The sequence below is a fragment of the Pseudomonas sp. REST10 genome, assembly GCF_029542605.1.
Taxonomy (GTDB): Bacteria; Pseudomonadota; Gammaproteobacteria; order Pseudomonadales; family Pseudomonadaceae; genus Aquipseudomonas; species Aquipseudomonas khazarica.
The window spans coordinates 162,578-180,592 of record NZ_CP035677.1; the positions used below are offsets into that span (position 1 = coordinate 162,578).

Annotated in this window: 15 protein-coding genes and 2 riboswitches; of the genes, 4 read left to right on the plus strand and 11 right to left on the minus strand. The window is 68.6% G+C overall.

All coding sequences use genetic code 11. The annotated features are described in order from the left end of the window. Positions 1–39 precede the first annotated feature (39 nt). The 9 genes from EWH21_RS00745 to EWH21_RS00785 all read right to left on the minus strand — a co-directional run bounded on the left by EWH21_RS00745 (position 40) and on the right by EWH21_RS00785 (position 12,310). On the minus strand, positions 40–447 hold the full coding sequence (locus tag EWH21_RS00745) for a DUF1850 domain-containing protein (protein WP_037054664.1): 408 nt from the start codon (positions 445–447) through the stop codon (positions 40–42). Further along, positions 444–2,471, minus strand: coding sequence for a TRAP transporter permease (locus EWH21_RS00750; protein ID WP_037054666.1), 2,028 nt, complete (start codon positions 2,469–2,471; stop codon positions 444–446). Before EWH21_RS00750 ends, EWH21_RS00745 begins: the two co-directional genes overlap by 4 nt. Before the next feature lie 130 nt (positions 2,472–2,601). Beyond that, complete coding sequence (locus tag EWH21_RS00755) at positions 2,602–3,555, minus strand: TAXI family TRAP transporter solute-binding subunit (protein ID WP_037054668.1); 954 nt, start codon at positions 3,553–3,555, stop codon at positions 2,602–2,604. A gap of 483 nt (positions 3,556–4,038) precedes the next feature. Next, on the minus strand, positions 4,039–5,379 hold the full coding sequence (locus EWH21_RS00760) for a sigma-54 dependent transcriptional regulator (protein WP_134676591.1): 1,341 nt from the start codon (positions 5,377–5,379) through the stop codon (positions 4,039–4,041). A 170-nt stretch (positions 5,380–5,549) separates the two neighbouring features. Beyond that, positions 5,550–7,301, minus strand: a complete 1,752-nt coding sequence (locus EWH21_RS00765; protein ID WP_047589497.1) for an ATP-binding protein — start codon at positions 7,299–7,301, stop codon at positions 5,550–5,552. 137 nt (positions 7,302–7,438) lie between these two features. Beyond that, on the minus strand, positions 7,439–8,446 hold the full coding sequence (locus EWH21_RS00770; protein ID WP_277699570.1) for an iron ABC transporter permease: 1,008 nt from the start codon (positions 8,444–8,446) through the stop codon (positions 7,439–7,441). Next, complete coding sequence (locus tag EWH21_RS00775; RefSeq protein WP_081876498.1) at positions 8,443–9,435, minus strand: ABC transporter substrate-binding protein; 993 nt, start codon at positions 9,433–9,435, stop codon at positions 8,443–8,445. The genes EWH21_RS00770 and EWH21_RS00775 overlap by 4 nt, the downstream gene beginning before the upstream one ends. Further along, positions 9,435–10,202 (minus strand): ABC transporter ATP-binding protein, encoded by a 768-nt coding sequence (locus tag EWH21_RS00780; protein ID WP_277699571.1) that lies wholly within the window; start codon positions 10,200–10,202, stop codon positions 9,435–9,437. The genes EWH21_RS00775 and EWH21_RS00780 overlap by 1 nt, the downstream gene beginning before the upstream one ends. Further along, the gene (locus EWH21_RS00785) at positions 10,202–12,310 is read right to left on the minus strand and encodes a TonB-dependent receptor (RefSeq protein ID WP_277699572.1); all 2,109 of its coding nucleotides are present in this window, start codon (positions 12,308–12,310) and stop codon (positions 10,202–10,204) included. Before EWH21_RS00785 ends, EWH21_RS00780 begins: the two co-directional genes overlap by 1 nt. A 325-nt stretch (positions 12,311–12,635) precedes the next feature. Then, positions 12,636–12,830: riboswitch (cobalamin riboswitch) on the minus strand. Between the two features lie 98 nt (positions 12,831–12,928). Here EWH21_RS00785 and EWH21_RS00790 point away from each other — a divergent pair. The 4 genes from EWH21_RS00790 (at position 12,929) to EWH21_RS00805 (ending at position 15,682) form a co-directional block, all read left to right on the plus strand. After that, positions 12,929–13,645: a (2Fe-2S) ferredoxin domain-containing protein gene (locus EWH21_RS00790; protein WP_277699573.1), complete on the plus strand. Its 717-nt coding sequence runs from the start codon at positions 12,929–12,931 to the stop codon at positions 13,643–13,645. 113 nt (positions 13,646–13,758) lie between these two features. Continuing rightward, complete coding sequence (locus tag EWH21_RS00795; RefSeq protein WP_037054684.1) at positions 13,759–14,013, plus strand: membrane protein; 255 nt, start codon at positions 13,759–13,761, stop codon at positions 14,011–14,013. Positions 14,014–14,066: 53 nt separating this feature from the next. Next, complete coding sequence (locus tag EWH21_RS00800; RefSeq protein ID WP_277699574.1) at positions 14,067–14,909, plus strand: DUF692 domain-containing protein; 843 nt, start codon at positions 14,067–14,069, stop codon at positions 14,907–14,909. Then, positions 14,900–15,682, plus strand: coding sequence for a DNA-binding domain-containing protein (locus EWH21_RS00805; protein ID WP_277699575.1), 783 nt, complete (start codon positions 14,900–14,902; stop codon positions 15,680–15,682). The genes EWH21_RS00800 and EWH21_RS00805 overlap by 10 nt, the downstream gene beginning before the upstream one ends. Here the strand turns inward: EWH21_RS00805 and EWH21_RS00810 are convergent. Then, complete coding sequence (locus EWH21_RS00810) at positions 15,679–16,398, minus strand: cobalt-precorrin-6A reductase (RefSeq protein ID WP_277699576.1); 720 nt, start codon at positions 16,396–16,398, stop codon at positions 15,679–15,681. The two genes, EWH21_RS00805 and EWH21_RS00810, sit on opposite strands and share 4 nt — an antisense overlap. Continuing rightward, positions 16,395–17,597, minus strand: coding sequence for a precorrin-6y C5,15-methyltransferase (decarboxylating) subunit CbiE (gene cbiE / locus EWH21_RS00815; RefSeq protein WP_277699578.1), 1,203 nt, complete (start codon positions 17,595–17,597; stop codon positions 16,395–16,397). The genes EWH21_RS00810 and cbiE overlap by 4 nt, the downstream gene beginning before the upstream one ends. Positions 17,598–17,743: 146 nt before the next feature. Continuing rightward, positions 17,744–17,936, plus strand: a riboswitch (cobalamin riboswitch). Positions 17,937–18,015 lie beyond the last annotated feature (79 nt).

Sequence of the window (18,015 nt, forward strand, 5' to 3'; positions counted from 1 at the left end):
CACTTGTGGCGCCGGGAGCATGGGTCCGCTCGGGCGAACCTAGCCTGCGTCAGGCGCAGGGGAGCTCAGCTCGCAGCTCCAGAGTTCCAACGCCGGCTGGCTCGCTTTTGGCGGGCCGAGCCAGTCGCTCATCGGGCGACAACGCTGGTCGATACACAGTTGGTAATCCCCGGCTTCGGGCGTACGCCCGACTCGCAGGGGTTGCAAAGGCGGTAGCTGACGCTGGTAGTGCCAGCTGCCATTGCGCAGTTCGGCGCCATCGGGAATTTCCATCCCGGCGCCGGAACCCTTGACCCGCGCCTCGCCGAGGAGCAGGCCCTCGGCGGTGACGCGGTAATCCTCTTCCCAGCGGATCTTCTCGATGGTGTGGGTCCAGGCCAGGGTGAACTCGGCGGTGGGCAGCTCCGCCCACACCGCCCCGGCCAGTCCCAGACAGAGACCGATCACGCCGCCGCCACCTCGGCGCGACGCGCGCGCCAGAAGTGCTGGCCGATGAACAGCGCGCTGAGGGCGAAGCCCAGCTCATCGCTGATCGGCGTGGCGAGAATCAGGCTGGTGCCCGCCGCCAGGCCCAGGATGCGCTCCCACCAGCTCAGCTTGGCCTGCAGGAAGCCCGTGAACACCACGCCCCAGATGCCGATGGCCAGCGCGGCCTTGAACACCACGTAGAAGGTGGCCAGCAGGCTGTCGCCCTGCAGCATCAGCGCCGGCGAGTAGACCGCCATGTACGGCACGACGAAGCCGGCGATGGCGATGCGCACCGCCCACAGGCTGATCTTCAGGCCACGCTCCTTGGCGATCGGCGCGGCCGCGAAGCAGGCCAGCGCCACCGGCGGCGTGAGGTCGGCCATGATGCCGAAGTAGAAGACGAACATGTGCGAGACGATCAGCGGTACGCCGAGGTCGAGCAGCGCCGGCGCGGCGATCGAGCTGGTGATGATGTAGTTGGGGATGGTCGGAATGCCCATGCCCAGCACCAGGCAGGTAAGCATGGTCAGCACCAGCGACAGGAACAGGTTGTCCTGGCCGATGGCGAGGATGTAGCCGGCGAAGGTCGACGCCACGCCGGTCAGCGACACCACGCCGATGATCACCCCGACCAGGGCGCAGGCGATACCGACCGGCACCGCATGGCGAGCGCCCTCGACCAGCGCGTGCAGGCACAGGGTCAGGGTGTCGCGACCGCCCTTGACGAACCAGCACACCGCCACCAGCACGGCGATGACGCCGAACACCACGCCGATCCCCAGCTGGAAGAAGCCGGCGCAGAGCACGCCCAGGGCGATCCAGAAGGCGAAGCGCATGATCTTGGACGACACCTGCAGGATGATCGCCGAGCCGAGGATGACCATGGCGGTCAGCGCCAGGCCGACGGTGCCGGAGAACAGCGGCGTGCGCCCGGAGAACAGCAGGTAGATGAGGATGAACAGCGGGATCAGCAGGAACCAGCGCTCACGTACGGACTTCCACGGGTTCGGGCATTCGTCCTTGGGCAGGCCGCGCAGGTTGGCACGCTTGGCCTCCAGGTGAACCATCCAGAACACCGAGCCGAAGTACAGCAGCGCCGGGATCAGCGCGGCCTTGGCCACCTCGAAGAACGGCACGTTGATGGTCTCGGCCATGATGAAGGCCACGGCGCCCATGATCGGCGGCATGATCTGGCTGCCCATCGACGAGGTGGCCTCGACACCACCGGCGAAGGCCGGGCGGTAGCCGAAGCGCTTCATCAGCGGGATGGTGAACTGGCCGGTGGTGACCACGTTGGCCACGCCGGAACCGGTGATGGTGCCCATCAGCGCGGACGACACCACCGAGACCTTGGCCGGGCCGCCGACCTTGTGACCGAACAGGCCCATGGCGAAGTCGGTGAACAGCTTGATCATCCCGGCCTGCTCGAGGAAGGCGCCGAACAGGATGAACAGGAAGATGTAGGTGGCCGAGACGTAGGTCGGCGTGCCGTACAGGCCTTCGGTGCCGAACGACAGCTGGTTGACCAGCTGATCGATGCCATAGCCGCGGTGCACCAGGTCGCCCGGCAGGTACTGGCCGAGCATGCCGTAGGCCAGGAACAGCGCGCAGATGATCGGCAGGGCGATGCCCATGACCCGGCGCGCGGCTTCGAACACCAGCACCACCAGGGTCAGGCCGATGACCATGTCGGCGCTGGTCAGGTCACCCGAACGCTGGATCAGGTCCGCCTCGAAGTACCACTGGTAGATGGCCGTGGCCATGCCGGCCAGGCCCAGCAGCCAGGCCAGCGGCTGCCACGGACGGCCCTTGCCCAGCGCCGGGTAGCTGATGAACACCAGCAGCAGCAGGAAGCCCACGTGCACCGCACGCAGCACCTGAGTCGACACCGGGTGGAACGCCGCCGTGACGATCTGGAAGATGGAAAACAGCAGCGCGACGGCGAAGAGCGCCTTCGGCCAGTCGGACGGACTGGCGGACAGGCCGTTGTTCTGTTCACTCATGGAGTGCAAACCTCATGACTACTTCGATACGGGGCAGAGTCGCCAACAAAACCCACCGTCCATGAACGCCGGTTTTATTCGCGATTCTGTAGCAGGAGCCACGGCGCGCACGCCGTGGCCCAGGCCGTGATTACAGCGCGCCGACTTCTTTGTAGTAGCGCTCGGCACCCGGATGCAGCGGGATCGGCAGGTTCTTGGTAGCGGTTTCCAGCTTGATGTCCTTGGCCGCGGAGTGGGCGGTGCCCAGGCGGTCGAGGTTGTCGAACATCAGCTTGGTCATCTGGTAGGCCACGTCATCGGAGACGCCTTCGTGGCTGACCAGGATGTTGGTGATGGCCACGGTGGGCACGTCAGCGTCCTGACCGTCGTAGGTGCCGGCCGGGATGGTGGCGGCCTGGTAGGCAGCGTTGTCGATCTTCGCGGTCACGTCGGCCGGGATGGAGACGAAGCTGATCTTCATGGTCGAGGCCAGGTCGCGGATGGCGGCCATGCCCAGACCGGACGACTGCAGGGTGGCGTCCAGCTGGCGGTTCTTGATCAGCTCGACCGACTCGGCGTACGGCAGGAATTCAACCTTGCCCATGTCCTCGTAGCTCAGGCCGGCGGCCTTGAAGATGGCGCGGGCGTTCAGCTCGGTGCCGGACTTCGGCGCACCGACGGAGATGCGCTTGCCCTTGAGGTCTTCCAGGCTCTTGATGCCGGATTCCGCGTTGGCCACGATCTGGATGTAGTTCGGGTAGGTGCCGGCGATGGCCCGCAGCTTCTTCAGCGGCGCCTTGAAGCCCGCGTCTTCCACGCCGTTCCAGGCATCGGCTACCGAGTCACCGAGAGCGAAGGCCAGTTCGCCACGACCCGCCTGCAGCAGGTTGAGGTTTTCCACCGAGGCCTTGGTCGCCTGGACCGAGGTCTTGGAGCCTTCGATGCCATTGGTGTACAGCTGCGACAGGGCGACGCCGATCGGGTAGTACACGCCACTGGTACCGCCAGTGAGCACGTTGATGAAGGTCGGCGCAGCGAGCACGGCGGTGCTGGCAGTGATGGCCGCGGCAGCGGCGAACAGGCTGATTTTCTTGGTCAGTCGCATGGAAGTATCTCCGTCGTTGTTATGGCTTTATGCAGAGTTTCACTCTAGACGACGCCGGCCTGGCGTCATCGGCGGTGCGCGATCAGCAGCGCAGGGTGCAGCGTTGGACAAGAGCCGCGGCGAGCGCGGTGCGGAGGCGGCCCATGCTGAACAGCGCGTGCAGCAGGGTACGGGGGGCGTGGCAGTTCATGGGCTGACCTCTTGTCGTTGTTATGGTCGCCACGTCGGCAGGATGCGGCGCGGCTGCCATGGCTATAGCAGATGCCGTGCCAGGGCGCGAAAGGCCCGAGGTAGAGGGGTTCTATCCGGCGACCAGACGGTCACTGAGCGAGAAACCGCCGACACCTGTGACGGCGTCGGCAGAAATCCGCTTATCGCATGAACCTGGATGAAAGACCCGCCCGGATCAGGTTGTTTCCACGCCTTGTCCCGGGCCAGGCGGCCAGCCACATCGCCGCCAGACTGGTTACAGCGGCGCCGCTGTCATTCCTCGCCGCCGGGCAGGTAGTCGCCGCGCGACAGGCCGTGGCGCTGCATCTTCTCGTTGAGGGTGCGCCGCGGCAGCTGCAGCATCTCCATCACCGCCGTGATGTTGCCCTGGCAGTGCAGCAGCGCGTTGTGCAGGCATTGCGCCTCGAAGGCCTCCATCTGCTGCGCCAGCGCCTGGCCGGCGAAACGTTCCGCCGGGGGCGGGCTGGACAGGCCCAGGGCATGGCGCTCGGCGGCGTTGATCAGCTCGCGCACGTTGCCCGGCCAGTCATGCCCGAGCAGACGCGCCAGCTCGCTGGGCGCCAGCGGCGGCGCCTCGCGGCCATGGCGACGGGCCGCCTCCTGGGCGAAATGCTCGAACAGCAGCGGGATGTCCTCGCGCCGTTCGCGCAGCGGCGGGATATGCAGAGTGGCCACGTTGAGGCGGTACACCAGGTCCTCGCGGAAGCGGCCTGCCCTGACCTCGTCGAGCAGGTCCGGCTTGGCCGCGCTGATCACCCGCAGGTCGACCTGGATGCTCTTGTTCGAGCCCAGGCGTTCCAGGGTCTTTTCCTGCAACACGCGCAGCAGCTTGACCTGCTGCGCCAGCGGCAGGCTCTCCACCTCGTCGAGGAACAGGGTGCCGCCGTCGGCATGCTCGATGCGACCGATGCGCTTGGCCTGCGCGCCGGTGAAGGCGCCGCTCTCGTGGCCGAACAGCTCGCTCTCGAAGATGGTCTCGGGGATCGCCGCGCAGTTCAGCGCGGCGAAGGCCTTGCCGGCGCGCGGGCTGAAATCGTGCAGGCAGCGCGCCACGCGCTCCTTGCCGCTGCCGGTTTCACCACGGATCAGCACGTTGACCGAAGTGCCAGCCAGCTCGAGGATCTGCCGGCGCAGGTTTTCCATCGAGCGCGACATGCCGATCAGCTGGCTCTCGATGCGCCCCTTGTCGGCGACCTGCTGGCGCAGCTGGCGGTTCTCGCAGACCAGCCGGCGCTTGTCCAGGGCACGCCGCACGCTGTCGAGCAGGCGTTCGGGGGTGAAGGGCTTCTCGATGAAGTCATAGGCACCCTGGCGCAACGCCTGCACCGCCATCGGCACATCGCCATGGCCGGTGACCAGAATCACCGGCAGGTCGGTGTCCACCTGCAGCAACCTGTCGAGCAGTTGCAGGCCGTCACTGCCGGGCATGCGCACGTCGCTGACGACGATACCGGGAAAGTCACGGTCGACCAGGGCCAGGGCCTCGGCCGCGCTGGCACAGGTGCGCACCGTGAAGCCGGACAGCTCCAGCCACTGCTGGACCGCCTCGCGAATCGCCGCTTCGTCGTCGACCACTATGACCTGAGCGCTCATGACACCTCCTGAGGAAAACGGCAGGCAGTGTAGCCCGGAAGCGATCTCCTGAGACCATCCGCAGCGTCAGGAGAAGAACCCGCAGGAGCGGCGTTGGCCAGCGGCCGTTCGCGGCTGAAGCCGCTCCTACGAAGGCTCGGCGCAGGGTGGATGACGCGCACCCACAGGTATCAGGGTGCGCTCGGCAGCTTCAGGGTGAACACCGCGCCGCGCTCGCCGTTGTGCGCCTCGAGCATGCCGCCGAGGTCACGGACGATACCGTAGGACACCGCCAGCCCGAGCCCAAGCCCCTGGCCCACCGGCTTGGTGGTGAAGAAGGGTTCGAAGACCCGGCCGAGGGCCTCTTCGGCGATACCGCCACCACTGTCCTCGACGCTCAGCACGCAGGCCGCGCCGTCACGGAAGATGCGTACCAGGAGGATGCGCGAATCGCTGTCGAGCATGGCGTCGAGGGCGTTGTGCAGCAGGTTGAGTATCACCTGCTCGATGCGGATGGCGTCCCCGAGCACTTCGGCCTCGCCGTCGACCTGGGTGCGCAGCTCCACCTGCTCGCTGCGCATGCGCGGCGCCAGCAGTTGCAGGGCCTGCTCCAGCACGTCGCCGAGGCACAGGCGCTCGCTGAGACCGGCCGGCGTCTTGCGCGCGAAGGTCTTCAGGTGACCGGTCAGCGCGGCCATGCGCTGCAACAGGCCATCGATGCGTTGCAGGCCCTCGTGCACCGCCTCCGGCCGGCCGCTGTCGAGCAACAGGCGCAGGCTGCCGAGCTGCATCTGCAGAGCGGTCAGCGGCTGGTTGATCTCGTGCGCCAGGGCGGCCGACATCTGTCCCAGCGCGGCCATCTTGGCGGCGTGCACCAGGCCGTCCTGGGCTTCGCGCAGCTCGGCGGTGCGCAGCGCCACCTCACGTTCCAGGCGCTCGCGGATACCGGCCTGCAGGCGCTGGTTCTTGCGTCGCTGGGCGAGGAACAGCAGCAGGAAGGCCAGCGTCATCCACACCCCGGCGGCGGCCAGGCGGTAGCTGCGGATGCTGTCGGCCAGCCCCGCCGGCTCGCTGAGCAGGTGCAGGGTCCAGCCCTCGTCGGGCATGACCAGGCGTTGCCAGAGGTAATCGTGATTGCCATCGGGGCCGTCGACACGCGCCCAGTCGGCCTCGTCGTCGATACGTCGGTACACCCGATGCGTCAGCGGTTGCAGCGCCTGCTCGGCGTAGCGGCGCACCTCCACCAGCTCGGCGCGCGCCTGCTCGTCCAGCGGCTGCAACGCGCGGAAGCGCCAGGCCGGCTTGTTGCTGAGGATCACCACCTGGTAGCCATCGGCGACCAGCAGCACGCCGGGCTGCCCGACCCACTCGCGCTGCAGGTCTTCCAGCTCCAGCTTGACCACCAGCACGCCGAGCAGCTCGCCGTCGTCGCCGCGCACCACATGGGACAGGAAGTAGCCAGGAATTCCGGTGGTCACGCCCACCGCGAAGTAACGCGCGCCGCCGTTGCGCACGGCGTTCTGGAAATACGGGCGGAAGGCGTAGTTGTTGCCGACGAAGCTGCTCCAGTCGCGCCAGTTGCTGGCCACCAGGGTTTCCCCACGGGCATCGAGCAGGTACAGCACGGTGGAGCCGGCAGCGGCGTTCAGGCGCTCCAGCCGCTGATTCAGCGCCAGGCGCAACTGGCGGTCGTGGGGCGCGCGCAACAGGCTGCGGATGTCGCTGTCCAGCGCCAGCACTTCGGGCACCGAGCTGAAGCGCTCGACCAGCGTGCGGATGGACTGGGCATACAGCTGCAGCTGGCCACGGGCTTCGGCGCTGCGCTCGTCCCAGGCCCGTCGTTCGGCGTAGCGCCCGCCCAGCCAGACACTCAGCAGCAGGCCGACGAGAATCGCCAGAACGGTGAACAGAACACGGTAGCGATGGCGCTGCGGCAAAGGCATGGGACGGCTCGCGGGATCGACACGCGGGCCATTTTACTGCATCGGGCCTGCAGATCGGCGCACGTCCTGGGCAGATCGTGGCGCCCGTCGACGTGCGGCGGGCAGGGTCATCCCTCCTGGGCGGATGACGTGGCTGACTAACGGCGCCTGAGCAGGGCCACGAAGAACACCCCGCCGATGGCCGCGGTGACGATGCCGATGGGCAGGTCCTGCGGCGCCAGCCAGGTGCGCGCGGCGACATCGACCCAGACCAGGAACAGCGCGCCGAGCAGCGCCGCCACCGGCAGCACGCGGCGGTGCTCGGCACCGACCAGGAAGCGCGCCACATGCGGCAGCATCAGCCCGACGAAACCGATGGCGCCGGACAGCGACACCAGCACCCCGGTGAGCAGGGACGCCACCACGAACACCAGCAGCCGTACACGGCGCGGCTCCAGGCCCAGGCTCACCGCACTCTGCTCGCCGGCCATCAGGCCGTTCAGCGCGCGGGCCAGCCCCAGCAGCACCAGCAACGCCAGGGCCAGGCACAGCGTCGGTAGCCAGAGCAGCTCCCAGCGCGCCAGGCCAAGGCCGCCGAGCATCCAGAACAGCACCGAGCTGGCTGCATGCGGGTTGCCCAGGTAGAGCAGCAGGTTGCTCGCCGCCATCATCACGAAGGACACCGCCACCCCCGCCAGCAGCAGGCGGTCGCTGTGCAGGCGCCCGCCACGATTGGCGATCAGCAGCACCAGCAGCATGCTCGCCAGCGCGCCGACGAAGGCGGCCAGCGGCAGGCTCAGGACGCCAGCGAACTCACCCAGGTAGAGCACCACCACCACCGCACCGAACGCCGCTCCCGAGCTGACCCCGAGCAGGTGCGGGTCGGCCAGCGGGTTGCGGGTGACCGCCTGCAGCACGGTGCCGACCAGGGCCAGCCCGGCGCCGACCAGCGCGCCGAGCAGGACTCGCGGCGCGCGCAGCTGCCAGACGATGCTGTCCTGGCCGACGCTGATCGCCTGCCCGGGCTGGATGCCGAACAGGTGCCGGCCGAGAATCGCCAGCACGCGCTCGAGCGGCACCTGCGCCGACCCGAACGCCAGCGAAACGGCGCACGACAGCAGCAACAGCAGCGCCAGCACGAGCAGCAACAGGCGCAGGCGCGTCACGGTGCGAAGGCCTCGGGATGCAGCGCGGCGGCCAGGGTCTCGATGGCGGCGGCGTTGTCCAGGCTCGGCGTCACCGCCAGGTAGGGCAGCACCACGAAGTGCTGCTGGCGGATCGCGCTGACGCCCTGCAGGGCCGGATGCTGCATGAGGAAGTCGCGCTTCTGCGCCGCGCTGCGCTCGCCATAGTCGACGATCAGGATCCACTGCGGGTCCTGCTCGACCACGGCCTCCCAGCCGACCTGCATCCAGTTGCCGGCGACCCCGTCCATCACGTTGCGCCCGCCAGCGGCGTCGATCAGCGACTGCGGCATGCCCAGTCTCCCGGCGCTGAAGGGTACGTCCTCGCCGCTGTCGTAGACGAACACGCGCGGCCGTTGCGGCTGCTCGCCGAGGCGCGCCTGCACCGCCGCCACCCGCGCCTGCATGCCCTGCACCAGCCCCTCGGCACGCGCCTCGACGGCGAAGATGCGGCCGAGGTTGCGCAGGTCGCCGTAGACGTCATCGAGGCTGGCAACGCGATTGGGCATGACATGCGCGCAGGACTCGCTCAGCTCGTACACCGGGATGCCGAAGCGCGCCAGGCTGGCCGGGGTCACTTCGCCACCGACGCGCATGCCGTAGTTCCAGCCGGCGAAGAAGAAGTCGGCGTCGGCATCCAGCAGGTTTTCCAGCGAGGGGTAGCGCGGCGCCAGCTCGGGCAGGTCATCCAGGTCGGCCTGCAGTTCGGGCGCCGGCGTCTTCCAGGCGCTGACGCCGCTGTAGCCGACCATGCGCGCCTTCAGCCCCAGTTCCAGGAGCATGGCGGTCAGGCTGATGTCATGGCTGACCGCGCGTTGCGGCGGACGCTCGATGGTCACCTGGCGGTCGCAGCTGGTCACGGTGACGGCCCAGCTCGGGCTGCTGGCCAGCAGCAGCCCTGCAGCCGCTGCCACGAGGAACGAAACACGGCGGCGTGGAAGGCGCCTTGGCGTCGAGGTGAGGCGTGTCATCAGAGGATCCAGGTAATGCGCGGGTAACCCGCCAGTGGATGGGTATCGACCAGGGCCTGCACGCCGAACACCTGCTGCAGCAGTTCGGCGGTGAGCACCTCGGCCGGCGTTCCGACCGCCAGCAGACGCCCGCGGTCGAGCACGCAGAGACGGTCGCAGAAGGCCGCCGCCAGGTTGAGGTCGTGAAAGCTGGCCAGGGTCGCCAGCCCCAGCGCCTTGATCTGCCGCAGCAGCTCCAGCTGGTAGCGTGGGTCGAGGTGGTTGGTCGGCTCGTCGAGAATCAGCAGCTGCGGTTGCTGCACCAGGGCCCGCGCCAGCAGCGCACGCTGCTTCTCGCCGCCGGACAGGCAGGCGAACGGCTGCTGCGCCAGCGCGCCGAGACCGACCCGCGCCAGCGCCTCGCTGACCAGGCGCTGGTCCTCGGCATCGTCGCTGTCGAACAGCCCCTTGTGCGGCGTGCGCCCCATGGCCGCGACCTCATGCACGCGCAGGCCGAAGTCCTGCGGGAACTCCTGCAGCACCACCGCCACACGCTGCGCACACCAGCGCGGCGAGCGCTGCCACAGCGCCTCGCCATCCAGCTCGACGCGGCCGGCGCTGGGCCGCTGGAAGCGATAGGCGCAGCGCAACAGGCTGGTCTTGCCGCTGCCGTTGGGGCCGAGCAGGCCAAGCAGCTCGCCGTCAGCGACGTCGAGGTCGATGTCGTCGAGCAGCGGTTGCTGCCCGTTGGGCGACCAGGCCAGCTGGCGAATACGCAGGCGTTGCATCAGAAGCTGTAGTCCGCGGTGACGAAGAACGAGCGCGGTGCACCCAGGTACCACTGCTGCCCCGCGCTGCTGGCGGTGGTGGCGTACTGGCGGTCGAACAGGTTGTTCAGTTCCAGGCCCAGGCGCACGTCCGGCAGCGCCTGCCAGGCGATGTTGGCGTCGACCACGGTGTAGCCGGGTACCTCGATCTGGTTGGCGGCGTCGGCGTAGCGGGCATCGACATAACGCGCGCCGACACCGACATCCAGGCCATGACCCAGCGCCTTGTTCAACCACAGGTTGGCGGTGCGCCGGGGTACGTTGCTCGGACGATTGCCGCTGCGCTCGCCACCGCCTTCGACGAAGTCGTCGTACTCGGCGCGGACGAAGGCTGCGTTGGCCGATACCTGCCAGCCGCGCCCCAGCGCCAGCTCCAGGCTGGCCTCGAGGCCGTCGGCGGACTGCTGGCCGACCTGCTCGGTGGGCGAGCTGGGGGTCTCGCGGCTGAGCAGCTTCTTCTTGACGATATGGTAGGCGGCCAGCGTCCACTCGCCCTGCCCGTTCCAGAACGCCTGCTTGAGGCCGACCTCGGTCTGCCTGGCCCGGCTCAGGTCGAACTGTTGCTGGCTGGGGCTGAGCGTGAGCAGGTTGTTCACCCCTTCGGTGCTGGTGGCATGCTGGCCGTACAGCGACAGCTCCGGGGTCAGGGCGAACACCAGGCCGGCGCGCCAGTTGCCGCCGCTCAGGCTGCGGTCGACGCGGCTGTCGCCGAGCAGGTCGTCACGCTGGATATGCACCTGGTCGCGGCGCACGCCGGTCACCAGGGACAGGCGCTCGCTCAGTTGCGTGCGGTTCTCGGCGAACAGCGAGAACTGCCGGGCCAGGTTGCGTTCGCGCGGGCCGTAGCCCTGCGGATCGTCGCTCTGGTAGCGGCCACCGCCAGAACCCGCCAGCGGCACGCTGTCGCTGAAGCTGCTGGCAAAGTCATGCTGGCGGGCGAAGTGGATGCGGTTGTAGTCCACGCCCACCACGGTGCGGCTGTCGAGACCGAACAGTGAGTGGTCCAGGGTGAAGCTCTGACGGTCGCCGACCTGCTCCTGGGTGTGCTTGATCTCGTAGAAGTCACTGCGCAGCACCACGTCGCCGGGCTGCCAGCGGTAGGACTCGGCATTGCGCCAATAGCGCTGGGTCTTGATGTAGTAGAGCTGGTTGCTCGCCGTCAGCGCATCATTGATGCGCCAGTCGGTCACCAGGCGGGTGATCTGGTCGTTGTAGCGGACCTCGGCGTCGCCGACGTTGTAGTTGTGCTCGCGCAGGCTCTCGCGGTAATGGCCGTTGACCAGCGGGGTGCCGAAGTAGCGCTCGGGGTCCTGGTCGCCATGGTCGTGGGACAGGGTGAAGCTCAGCTCGTCACTCGCCTCCCAGCGCAGCGCGGCGCTGAACGCCAGGCTCTTCGAGTCGCCCCGGTCCACCCAGCCGTTGCTGGCCTGCTGATTGACGTTGAAGCGATAGCTCAGCGCGTCGCTCAGCGAGCCACCGCTGTCCAGCGCCACCTGCCGCCGGTCGTCGCTGCCGTAACCCAGGCGCAACTGATTGTGGACCGGGCCGGCGAAGGGTTTCTTCGGCACCACGTTGATCACCGCGCCGGTGGCGCCCTCGCCGTACAGCACCGAAGCCGGGCCGCGCAGCACATCGATACGCTGCACGGACCAGGTGTCCACCGGGAAGGTCACGGTGCCGGCTCCGACGTACTGACGCGTGCCGTCGTACAGCTGCATGGTCGCGGAATGGCCAGTGAAGCCACGCGCCGACAGCGCGGTGCCGCCGTTACCCGGCGTGCCGATGCTGCTGATGCCCGGCGTGCGGGTCACCGCATCCTGCACGCTGCGGTTGTTGCGCCCGCGCACCTCGGCGCCGCTCAGGCTGGTGGTGCTGGCCGGCGTCTGCAGGGCCGACAGGTCGAGCCGCGAGCCGGCGCTGGTGGGCGTACTCAGGTCGGTTTCGCCCTCCTCGGCGGCCTTGGCCTGGATGGTCAGCCCGGGCAGGTCGACGGGGTCTTCGCTGGCCACGGCCAGGCCGGCAAACGCCAGGGCGAGTGGCACGGAGCAATACAACAGGGAGTGAGACACGGCAGAACGTCCAGGATTGCGCAGGGAAACCGGCCCGGCGGGGCCCCGCGCCACTGGCTCGACAGCAGGTGTCGACGCGGATGAGGCAGACCCGAAAGGCATAATGTTATTGTTATAACATAACATTATGTTGTTTCGCAGCCGCTCGCCCGGGCCAGCCGGTAGGCGCAGGAAGTCCTGAGAAAGAAGGTCGTTGAAGCGGAAATGGCGCGCCATGAGTGTTCCATCGCAAAGGAAAAGGCACGGCAATCCGATGGAAATGCGCAACAGCAGACAGGGGCACGAACGCGCCCTACTGGAGTCAACGCCCGCCCACCGCGGGTTGCCAGACAGAGTGACTCCAGGCCGGTCTCCGGGCTTGCGAGGGGCATGAACGCATCGCCTTCCCATGCGCGTGGCGCACAGTGGCGTTTCGATGCGGTCGCTCGCTTACCGTTGCGGGGGCAGCGTCGGACTTCAACCGACTTCCCGTTTCACCTCACGCGCGGCGGCGTGAGACACCTGAAGCGGGGCGGATATGACCATCGCCGCCGCCTCGAGTCAAGGCAACTCGGCCATTGAGCCTGCGTGCAGCGCGCCGAGCCGCTAGACTGCCCCACCCTTTTCCCGGAGACGGCCATGACTCGAATCGCTTACGCCCGCGTCCTGTTCAGCGGGCCGGGCCTGTCCCGTGGCGCGTTGGCCCAGAGCCTGCGCCAACGCGCCGAAGCCCTGCTCGGCGAGGCCCATCTGCACGACAGCGAGCAGGACCCCGAAGCCTTCTGGCAGGCCGTGGCGGATGCACCACGGCCGCTGCTGGTGGTCGACCTGGAACCCCGCGCCGATGCCATGCACCGTGACTGGCTGCGCCAGCGCATCGCCGAGCGCGGCAACGGCGAAGCCGTCTTCGTGGTGTGCAGCGCCCTCGAGGACGCCTGGCTGGACGGCCTGGCCGCACTGCTCGAGCAGACCGGCCGCCACCTGCCCTGCCAGGACGTGCCGGCCCTGCCCGAGCAGCACCCCTGGTCGCAGATTCCGCCGCACAGCCAGCGCCTGCTGCTGTGCAACGGTCCGCGCTGCACGCGCAAGGGCGCCCTAGGTCTGTGGAAAACCCTGCGCCAGCGCCTCAAGGCCGCCGGCCGCCTGGAATGTCCCGGCGGTGTGCACATCACCCGCAGCCAGTGCCAGTTCCCCTGTGACCTGGGCCCGACGGCGAGCCTTTATCCACAGGGCGAGTGGTACGGCGTCAGCGACGAGGCAGCGGTCATCCGCCTGGTTGACGAGCGCCTGGTCGCCGGGCGGGCCGTGCCGGAACTGCGTATCGACCAGCCAGACGACAGTGCGCAGACGCACTGAGCAGAAAGTTTTTTCCACCCCTGTAACGCCAGCGGCAGGTCCGACTCTAGTGAGTTGCCGGGCCTGAACGACGATGCTTCAGCCGGCCTCTCCAATTTCCAGAGGATAAGCGCATGACTATCAAGACCACCGCCGCTGGCGCCGCCATTGCCTTCGCCGCCGCCTCGCTGTTCGCCGGCATGACCGCCAGCGTCGCCTCGGCCGAGGAAGCGACCGTACACTGCTACGGCGTGACCTCCTGCAAAGGCCAGAACGACTGCAAGACCGCCGAGAACGCCTGCAAGGGCCAGGCAGTCTGCAAGGGCCACGGCTTCAAGGTGATGACCAAGGCCGAGTGCTCCGCTGCCGGCGGCACCGTAGGCGCCTAAGAGCCACGAGGGGCGGCCGGCCGGTCGCCCCGTTTTCACCTGCGGAGGCGGCGATGAAAGCAACGACGATGCTCGGCCACGGCCTGGGCCTGCGCAGCGAGTACTACCAGGAAATCCTCGAACGGCGGCCCGCGGTCGACTGGTTCGAGATCATCTCCGAGAATTACATGGTCGATGGCGGCAAGGCGCTGTACTACCTCGACGCCATCGCCGAACACTACCCGCTGGTCATGCACGGCGTATCGCTGTCGATCGGCGGGCCGCACGCGCTGGACCGCGACTACCTGCAGCGCCTGGCGCAACTGGCCAGGCGCGTGCGCCCGGCGTGGATCTCCGACCACCTGTGCTGGAGCCGGGGCAACGCCCACCAGCTGCATGACCTGCTGCCGCTGCCCTACACCGAGGAAAGCCTGCAGCACGTTTCTGCACGCGTGCGCCAGGTGCAGGACGTGCTGGAGCGGCCGCTGGTCCTGGAGAACGTCTCCAGCTACCTGCGCTGCGCCGGTGACCAGATGAGCGAATGGCAGTTTCTCTCGGCCCTGTGCGAACTCAGCGGCTGCGAGCTGCTGCTGGATATCAACAACGTCTACGTCAGCGCGCGCAACCATGGTTTCGAGCCGTGGGACTTCATCAGCGCACTGCCGGCCGAGCGCATCCGCCAGTTCCACCTGGCCGGCCACCACGACTACGGCGACTACCTGATCGACACCCACGACCACCCGGTGTGCGACCCGGTCTGGCAGCTGTACCGGCGCACCCTGGCGCACCTGGGCCCGGTTTCCACCCTGCTCGAGCGGGACGACCACCTGCCGCCTCTCGACGAGTTGCTGAGCGAACTGCAGCAGGCGCGGCGCATCGCCCGCGAGGTGCTCGGCGAGGAGGCGGCATGCGCCTGAACGAATGGCAGCGCGAGGTCGAGCGCTACCTGCTCGGCAACCAGTCGACGCCCGATGCCGCCCTCGCCGCCAGCCTGCTCGGCAGCGCCGCGCTGAGCGCCGAGCAGGGCCTGGCGATCTATCACAACGCCTATCGCGCACGCCTGCTCGAAGCCCTGCAGGGCGACTACGCGGCGATCCACGCCTGGCTCGGCGACGACGACTTCGAGCGCCTCGGCCGCGACTACCTCGATGCCCATCCCTCGGCGCACTTCAGCCTGCGCTGGCTGGGCGCCAACCTGGCCGGCTTCATCGAGCAGCACCTGGTCGCCGAGCAGGCTGCACCGCTGGCCGAGCTGGCGCGCCTGGAATGGGCCTTCACCCTGGCCTTCGACGCCCACGATGCCGAGCTGCTGCGTGCCGAACACCTGGCGCACCTGGCGGCGCAGGACTGGCCGCTGCTGCGCGTGGCGCTGCAACCGAGCGTGCAATGGCTGACCCTGCAGCACAACAGCCTGGAGCTGTGGCGTGCCCTCAAGCACGAGCAGGCATTCCCGGGCAGTCATGCCCTGGAGCACGCCGAAACCTGCCTGATCTGGCGTGAGCAACTGGTCACCCGCTATCGCAGTCTCGACCCCGCGCAAGCGCAGGCCTTGCAGGCCATGGCCTGTCAGGGGCTGAACTTCGCCGAGCTGTGCGACAGCCTGCAGAAACTGGGGGAGCAGGCCCCTGTGCAGGCCGCGCGCTGGCTGCACCAGTGGCTGAGTGACGGCCTGCTGGTGAAGGCGACCTAGCGCGGCAACGCCTCGAGCAGCATCTGCAGGTCGCAGAAACTGCGCGTAGCCGGCGCCGGCTCGGGCCGGCGCAACAGCAGCACCGGCAGACCCAGCTCGCGTGCCACCTGCAGTTTCAGCTCGGTCGCCTGGCTGCCGCTGTTCTTGCTCACCAGCACGTCGCAGCGGATGCGGGCGAACAGGGCACGCTCCTCGTCCAGCGAGAAAGGCCCGCGGGCCCCGATGATCTCCGCGCGGGGCGGCGCCGGCTCGCTCTGCAGGCAACGCACCGTCCAGTGCTGGTGCGCAGGAATCTCATGCAGATGCGCCAGCGGCTCGCGCCCGGTGGTGAAGAATGGCCGCTGGAAGGGTGCCAGGGCATGGCTGAGCCCCTCCCAGCCCTCCACTTCGCGCCAGTCGTCGCCGGCCACAGGTTGCCAACCGGGGCGCCGCAGCGCCCAGCAGGGCACACCGCTGAGCGCGGCGGCCCGCACCGCGTTGGCGCTGATCTGCGCGGCGTAGGGATGGGTCAGGTCCAGCAGCAGTTCGATGCCTTCGGCGGCGATGAACGCGGCCAGCCCGTCGGCACCACCGAAGCCGCCCACCCGCACGCGACAGGGCAGGTCGTCCGGTACCCGGCCCAGGCCGGCCAGGCTGTACAGCGTTTCGGGGCCCAGCTGACGAGCCAGGCGCAGCGCCTCGCTGGTGCCACCCAGCAGCAGGATGCGCGGCCTCACGGCTTGCGTACCGCCAGCAGGGTGATCGGCAACGCCGCCCGCCAGGTATCGAACCCGCCCAGCGGTTGCGCCTGCGCCACCGTCAGGCGCAGCAGCTCGCCGCCCTGCCGTTCGCGAAAGGCCACCAGCGCCGCCTCGCTCTGGATCGTCACCGCGTTGGCCAGCAGCCGCCCACCCGGTTTGAGCGCGGCCCAGCACTGCTCCAGCAGCCCCGGCACGGTGACGCCGCCGCCGATGAAGATGGCGTCCGGCGCCGGCAATCCGTCCAGGGCCTCGGGCGCATGCCCGGCCACCAGCTGCAGCGCGGGCACACCAAGGGCGTCGCGGTTGTGCCGGATATGCGCCTGACGGCCCTCATTGGCCTCGATGGCGATGGCGCGGCAGGCGGGATGGGCGCGCATCCACTCGATACCAATGGAGCCGCAGCCGGCGCCCACGTCCCACAGCAGCTCGCCGGGCAGCGGCGCCAGGCGCGCCAGGGTCACCGCGCGCACGTCGCGCTTGGTCAGCTGGCCGTCATGCCGATAGGCATCGTCCGGCAGGCCGCAGGTCGGCGGCAGCGCCAGGGTCCCGGCGTCCGCCAGGCACTCCACGGCGAGCAGGTTGAGATCGGCCGCGCGCGGCAGGCTCCACTGCGCGGCCAGGCCATCGACACGGCGCTCCTCGGGCCCGCCAAGGTGCTCCAGCAGGGTCAGGCGACTGGCAGCGAAACCGCGCGCACACAGCGCTGCGGCAACCTGGGCAGGCGTGTCGCCGTCGGCGCTCAACAGCAGCAGGCGCACACCGGGAAACAGGCGGGCATTGAGCGTGGCCAGCGGCCGGCCGACCAGCGAGACCACGTCCACCTCCTGCAGCGGCCAGCCCAGGCGCGCCGCCGCCAGCGACACCGACGACGGTGCCGGCAACACCTGCAGCTCATCAGCCGCCAGTTGCCGCGTCAGGCTGGCCCCGACGCCGTAGAACATCGGATCGCCGCTGGCCAGCACGCATACCGCCTCGCCGCGCCGCGCCAGCAACGGCTGCAGGTCGAAGGGGCTCGGCCAGTGTTCCCGCTCGCCAGCGATGCACGGCGGCAGCAACGCCAGTTGGCGCGGCGCACCGACGATGCGCGTGGCCGCCAGCAGGGCCCGCCGCGCAGCCTTGCCCAGGCCGGGGTAGCCATCTTCGCCGATACCCACCAGGGTCAACCAGGGTTTCATCCACCTTCCTCGCAAGTAGCCGACAGGGCGCGTGTCGCGACGCCGCGCAAAGCGGGCATAATAGCGCCTTCGTCGGTGCCCCTTGTAAACGGGCCCAAGAGTCTGTTCACGATCTGCAGCACATGCGTCAGCCGCCGGCGGCTTTCCGAGCCTGGCGTTGCTGCGGTGGATCGTCGACAGCCTCGAAGAGGGAATCCGGAGCGATCAACCATCGCCACCGAGCTGCCCCCGCAACTGTAAACAGCGAGTTCGCTGCACATGCGCCACTGGGCAACCGGGAAGGCCGCAGCGGATGAAGACCTGTCAGCCAGGAGACCTGCCGACGAACGCTGGTCGCGAGTGCCAACATCGGGCGGGGTGTACCGATGCCATGAAACCCTCTCGACGGGTTTCGCTGGTCCGGTCGCCGCGTCGTTGT

What these genes read in the sequence shown, in the direction of transcription:
- EWH21_RS00750 (WP_037054666.1), bottom strand. Translation starts at nt 2,471, where the DNA reads ATGAGTGAACAGAACAACGGCCTGTCCGCCAGTCCGTCCGACTGGCCG.
- EWH21_RS00755 (WP_037054668.1), bottom strand. Translation starts at nt 3,555, where the DNA reads ATGCGACTGACCAAGAAAATCAGCCTGTTCGCCGCTGCCGCGGCCATC.
- EWH21_RS00760 (WP_134676591.1), bottom strand. Translation starts at nt 5,379, where the DNA reads ATGAGCGCTCAGGTCATAGTGGTCGACGACGAAGCGGCGATTCGCGAG.
- EWH21_RS00765 (WP_047589497.1), bottom strand. Translation starts at nt 7,301, where the DNA reads ATGCCTTTGCCGCAGCGCCATCGCTACCGTGTTCTGTTCACCGTTCTG.
- EWH21_RS00775 (WP_081876498.1), bottom strand. Translation starts at nt 9,435, where the DNA reads ATGACACGCCTCACCTCGACGCCAAGGCGCCTTCCACGCCGCCGTGTT.
- EWH21_RS00780 (WP_277699571.1), bottom strand. Translation starts at nt 10,202, where the DNA reads ATGCAACGCCTGCGTATTCGCCAGCTGGCCTGGTCGCCCAACGGGCAG.
- EWH21_RS00790 (WP_277699573.1), top strand. Translation starts at nt 12,929, where the DNA reads ATGACTCGAATCGCTTACGCCCGCGTCCTGTTCAGCGGGCCGGGCCTG.
- EWH21_RS00795 (WP_037054684.1), top strand. Translation starts at nt 13,759, where the DNA reads ATGACTATCAAGACCACCGCCGCTGGCGCCGCCATTGCCTTCGCCGCC.
- EWH21_RS00800 (WP_277699574.1), top strand. Translation starts at nt 14,067, where the DNA reads ATGAAAGCAACGACGATGCTCGGCCACGGCCTGGGCCTGCGCAGCGAG.
- EWH21_RS00805 (WP_277699575.1), top strand. Translation starts at nt 14,900, where the DNA reads ATGCGCCTGAACGAATGGCAGCGCGAGGTCGAGCGCTACCTGCTCGGC.
- cbiE (WP_277699578.1), bottom strand. Translation starts at nt 17,597, where the DNA reads ATGAAACCCTGGTTGACCCTGGTGGGTATCGGCGAAGATGGCTACCCC.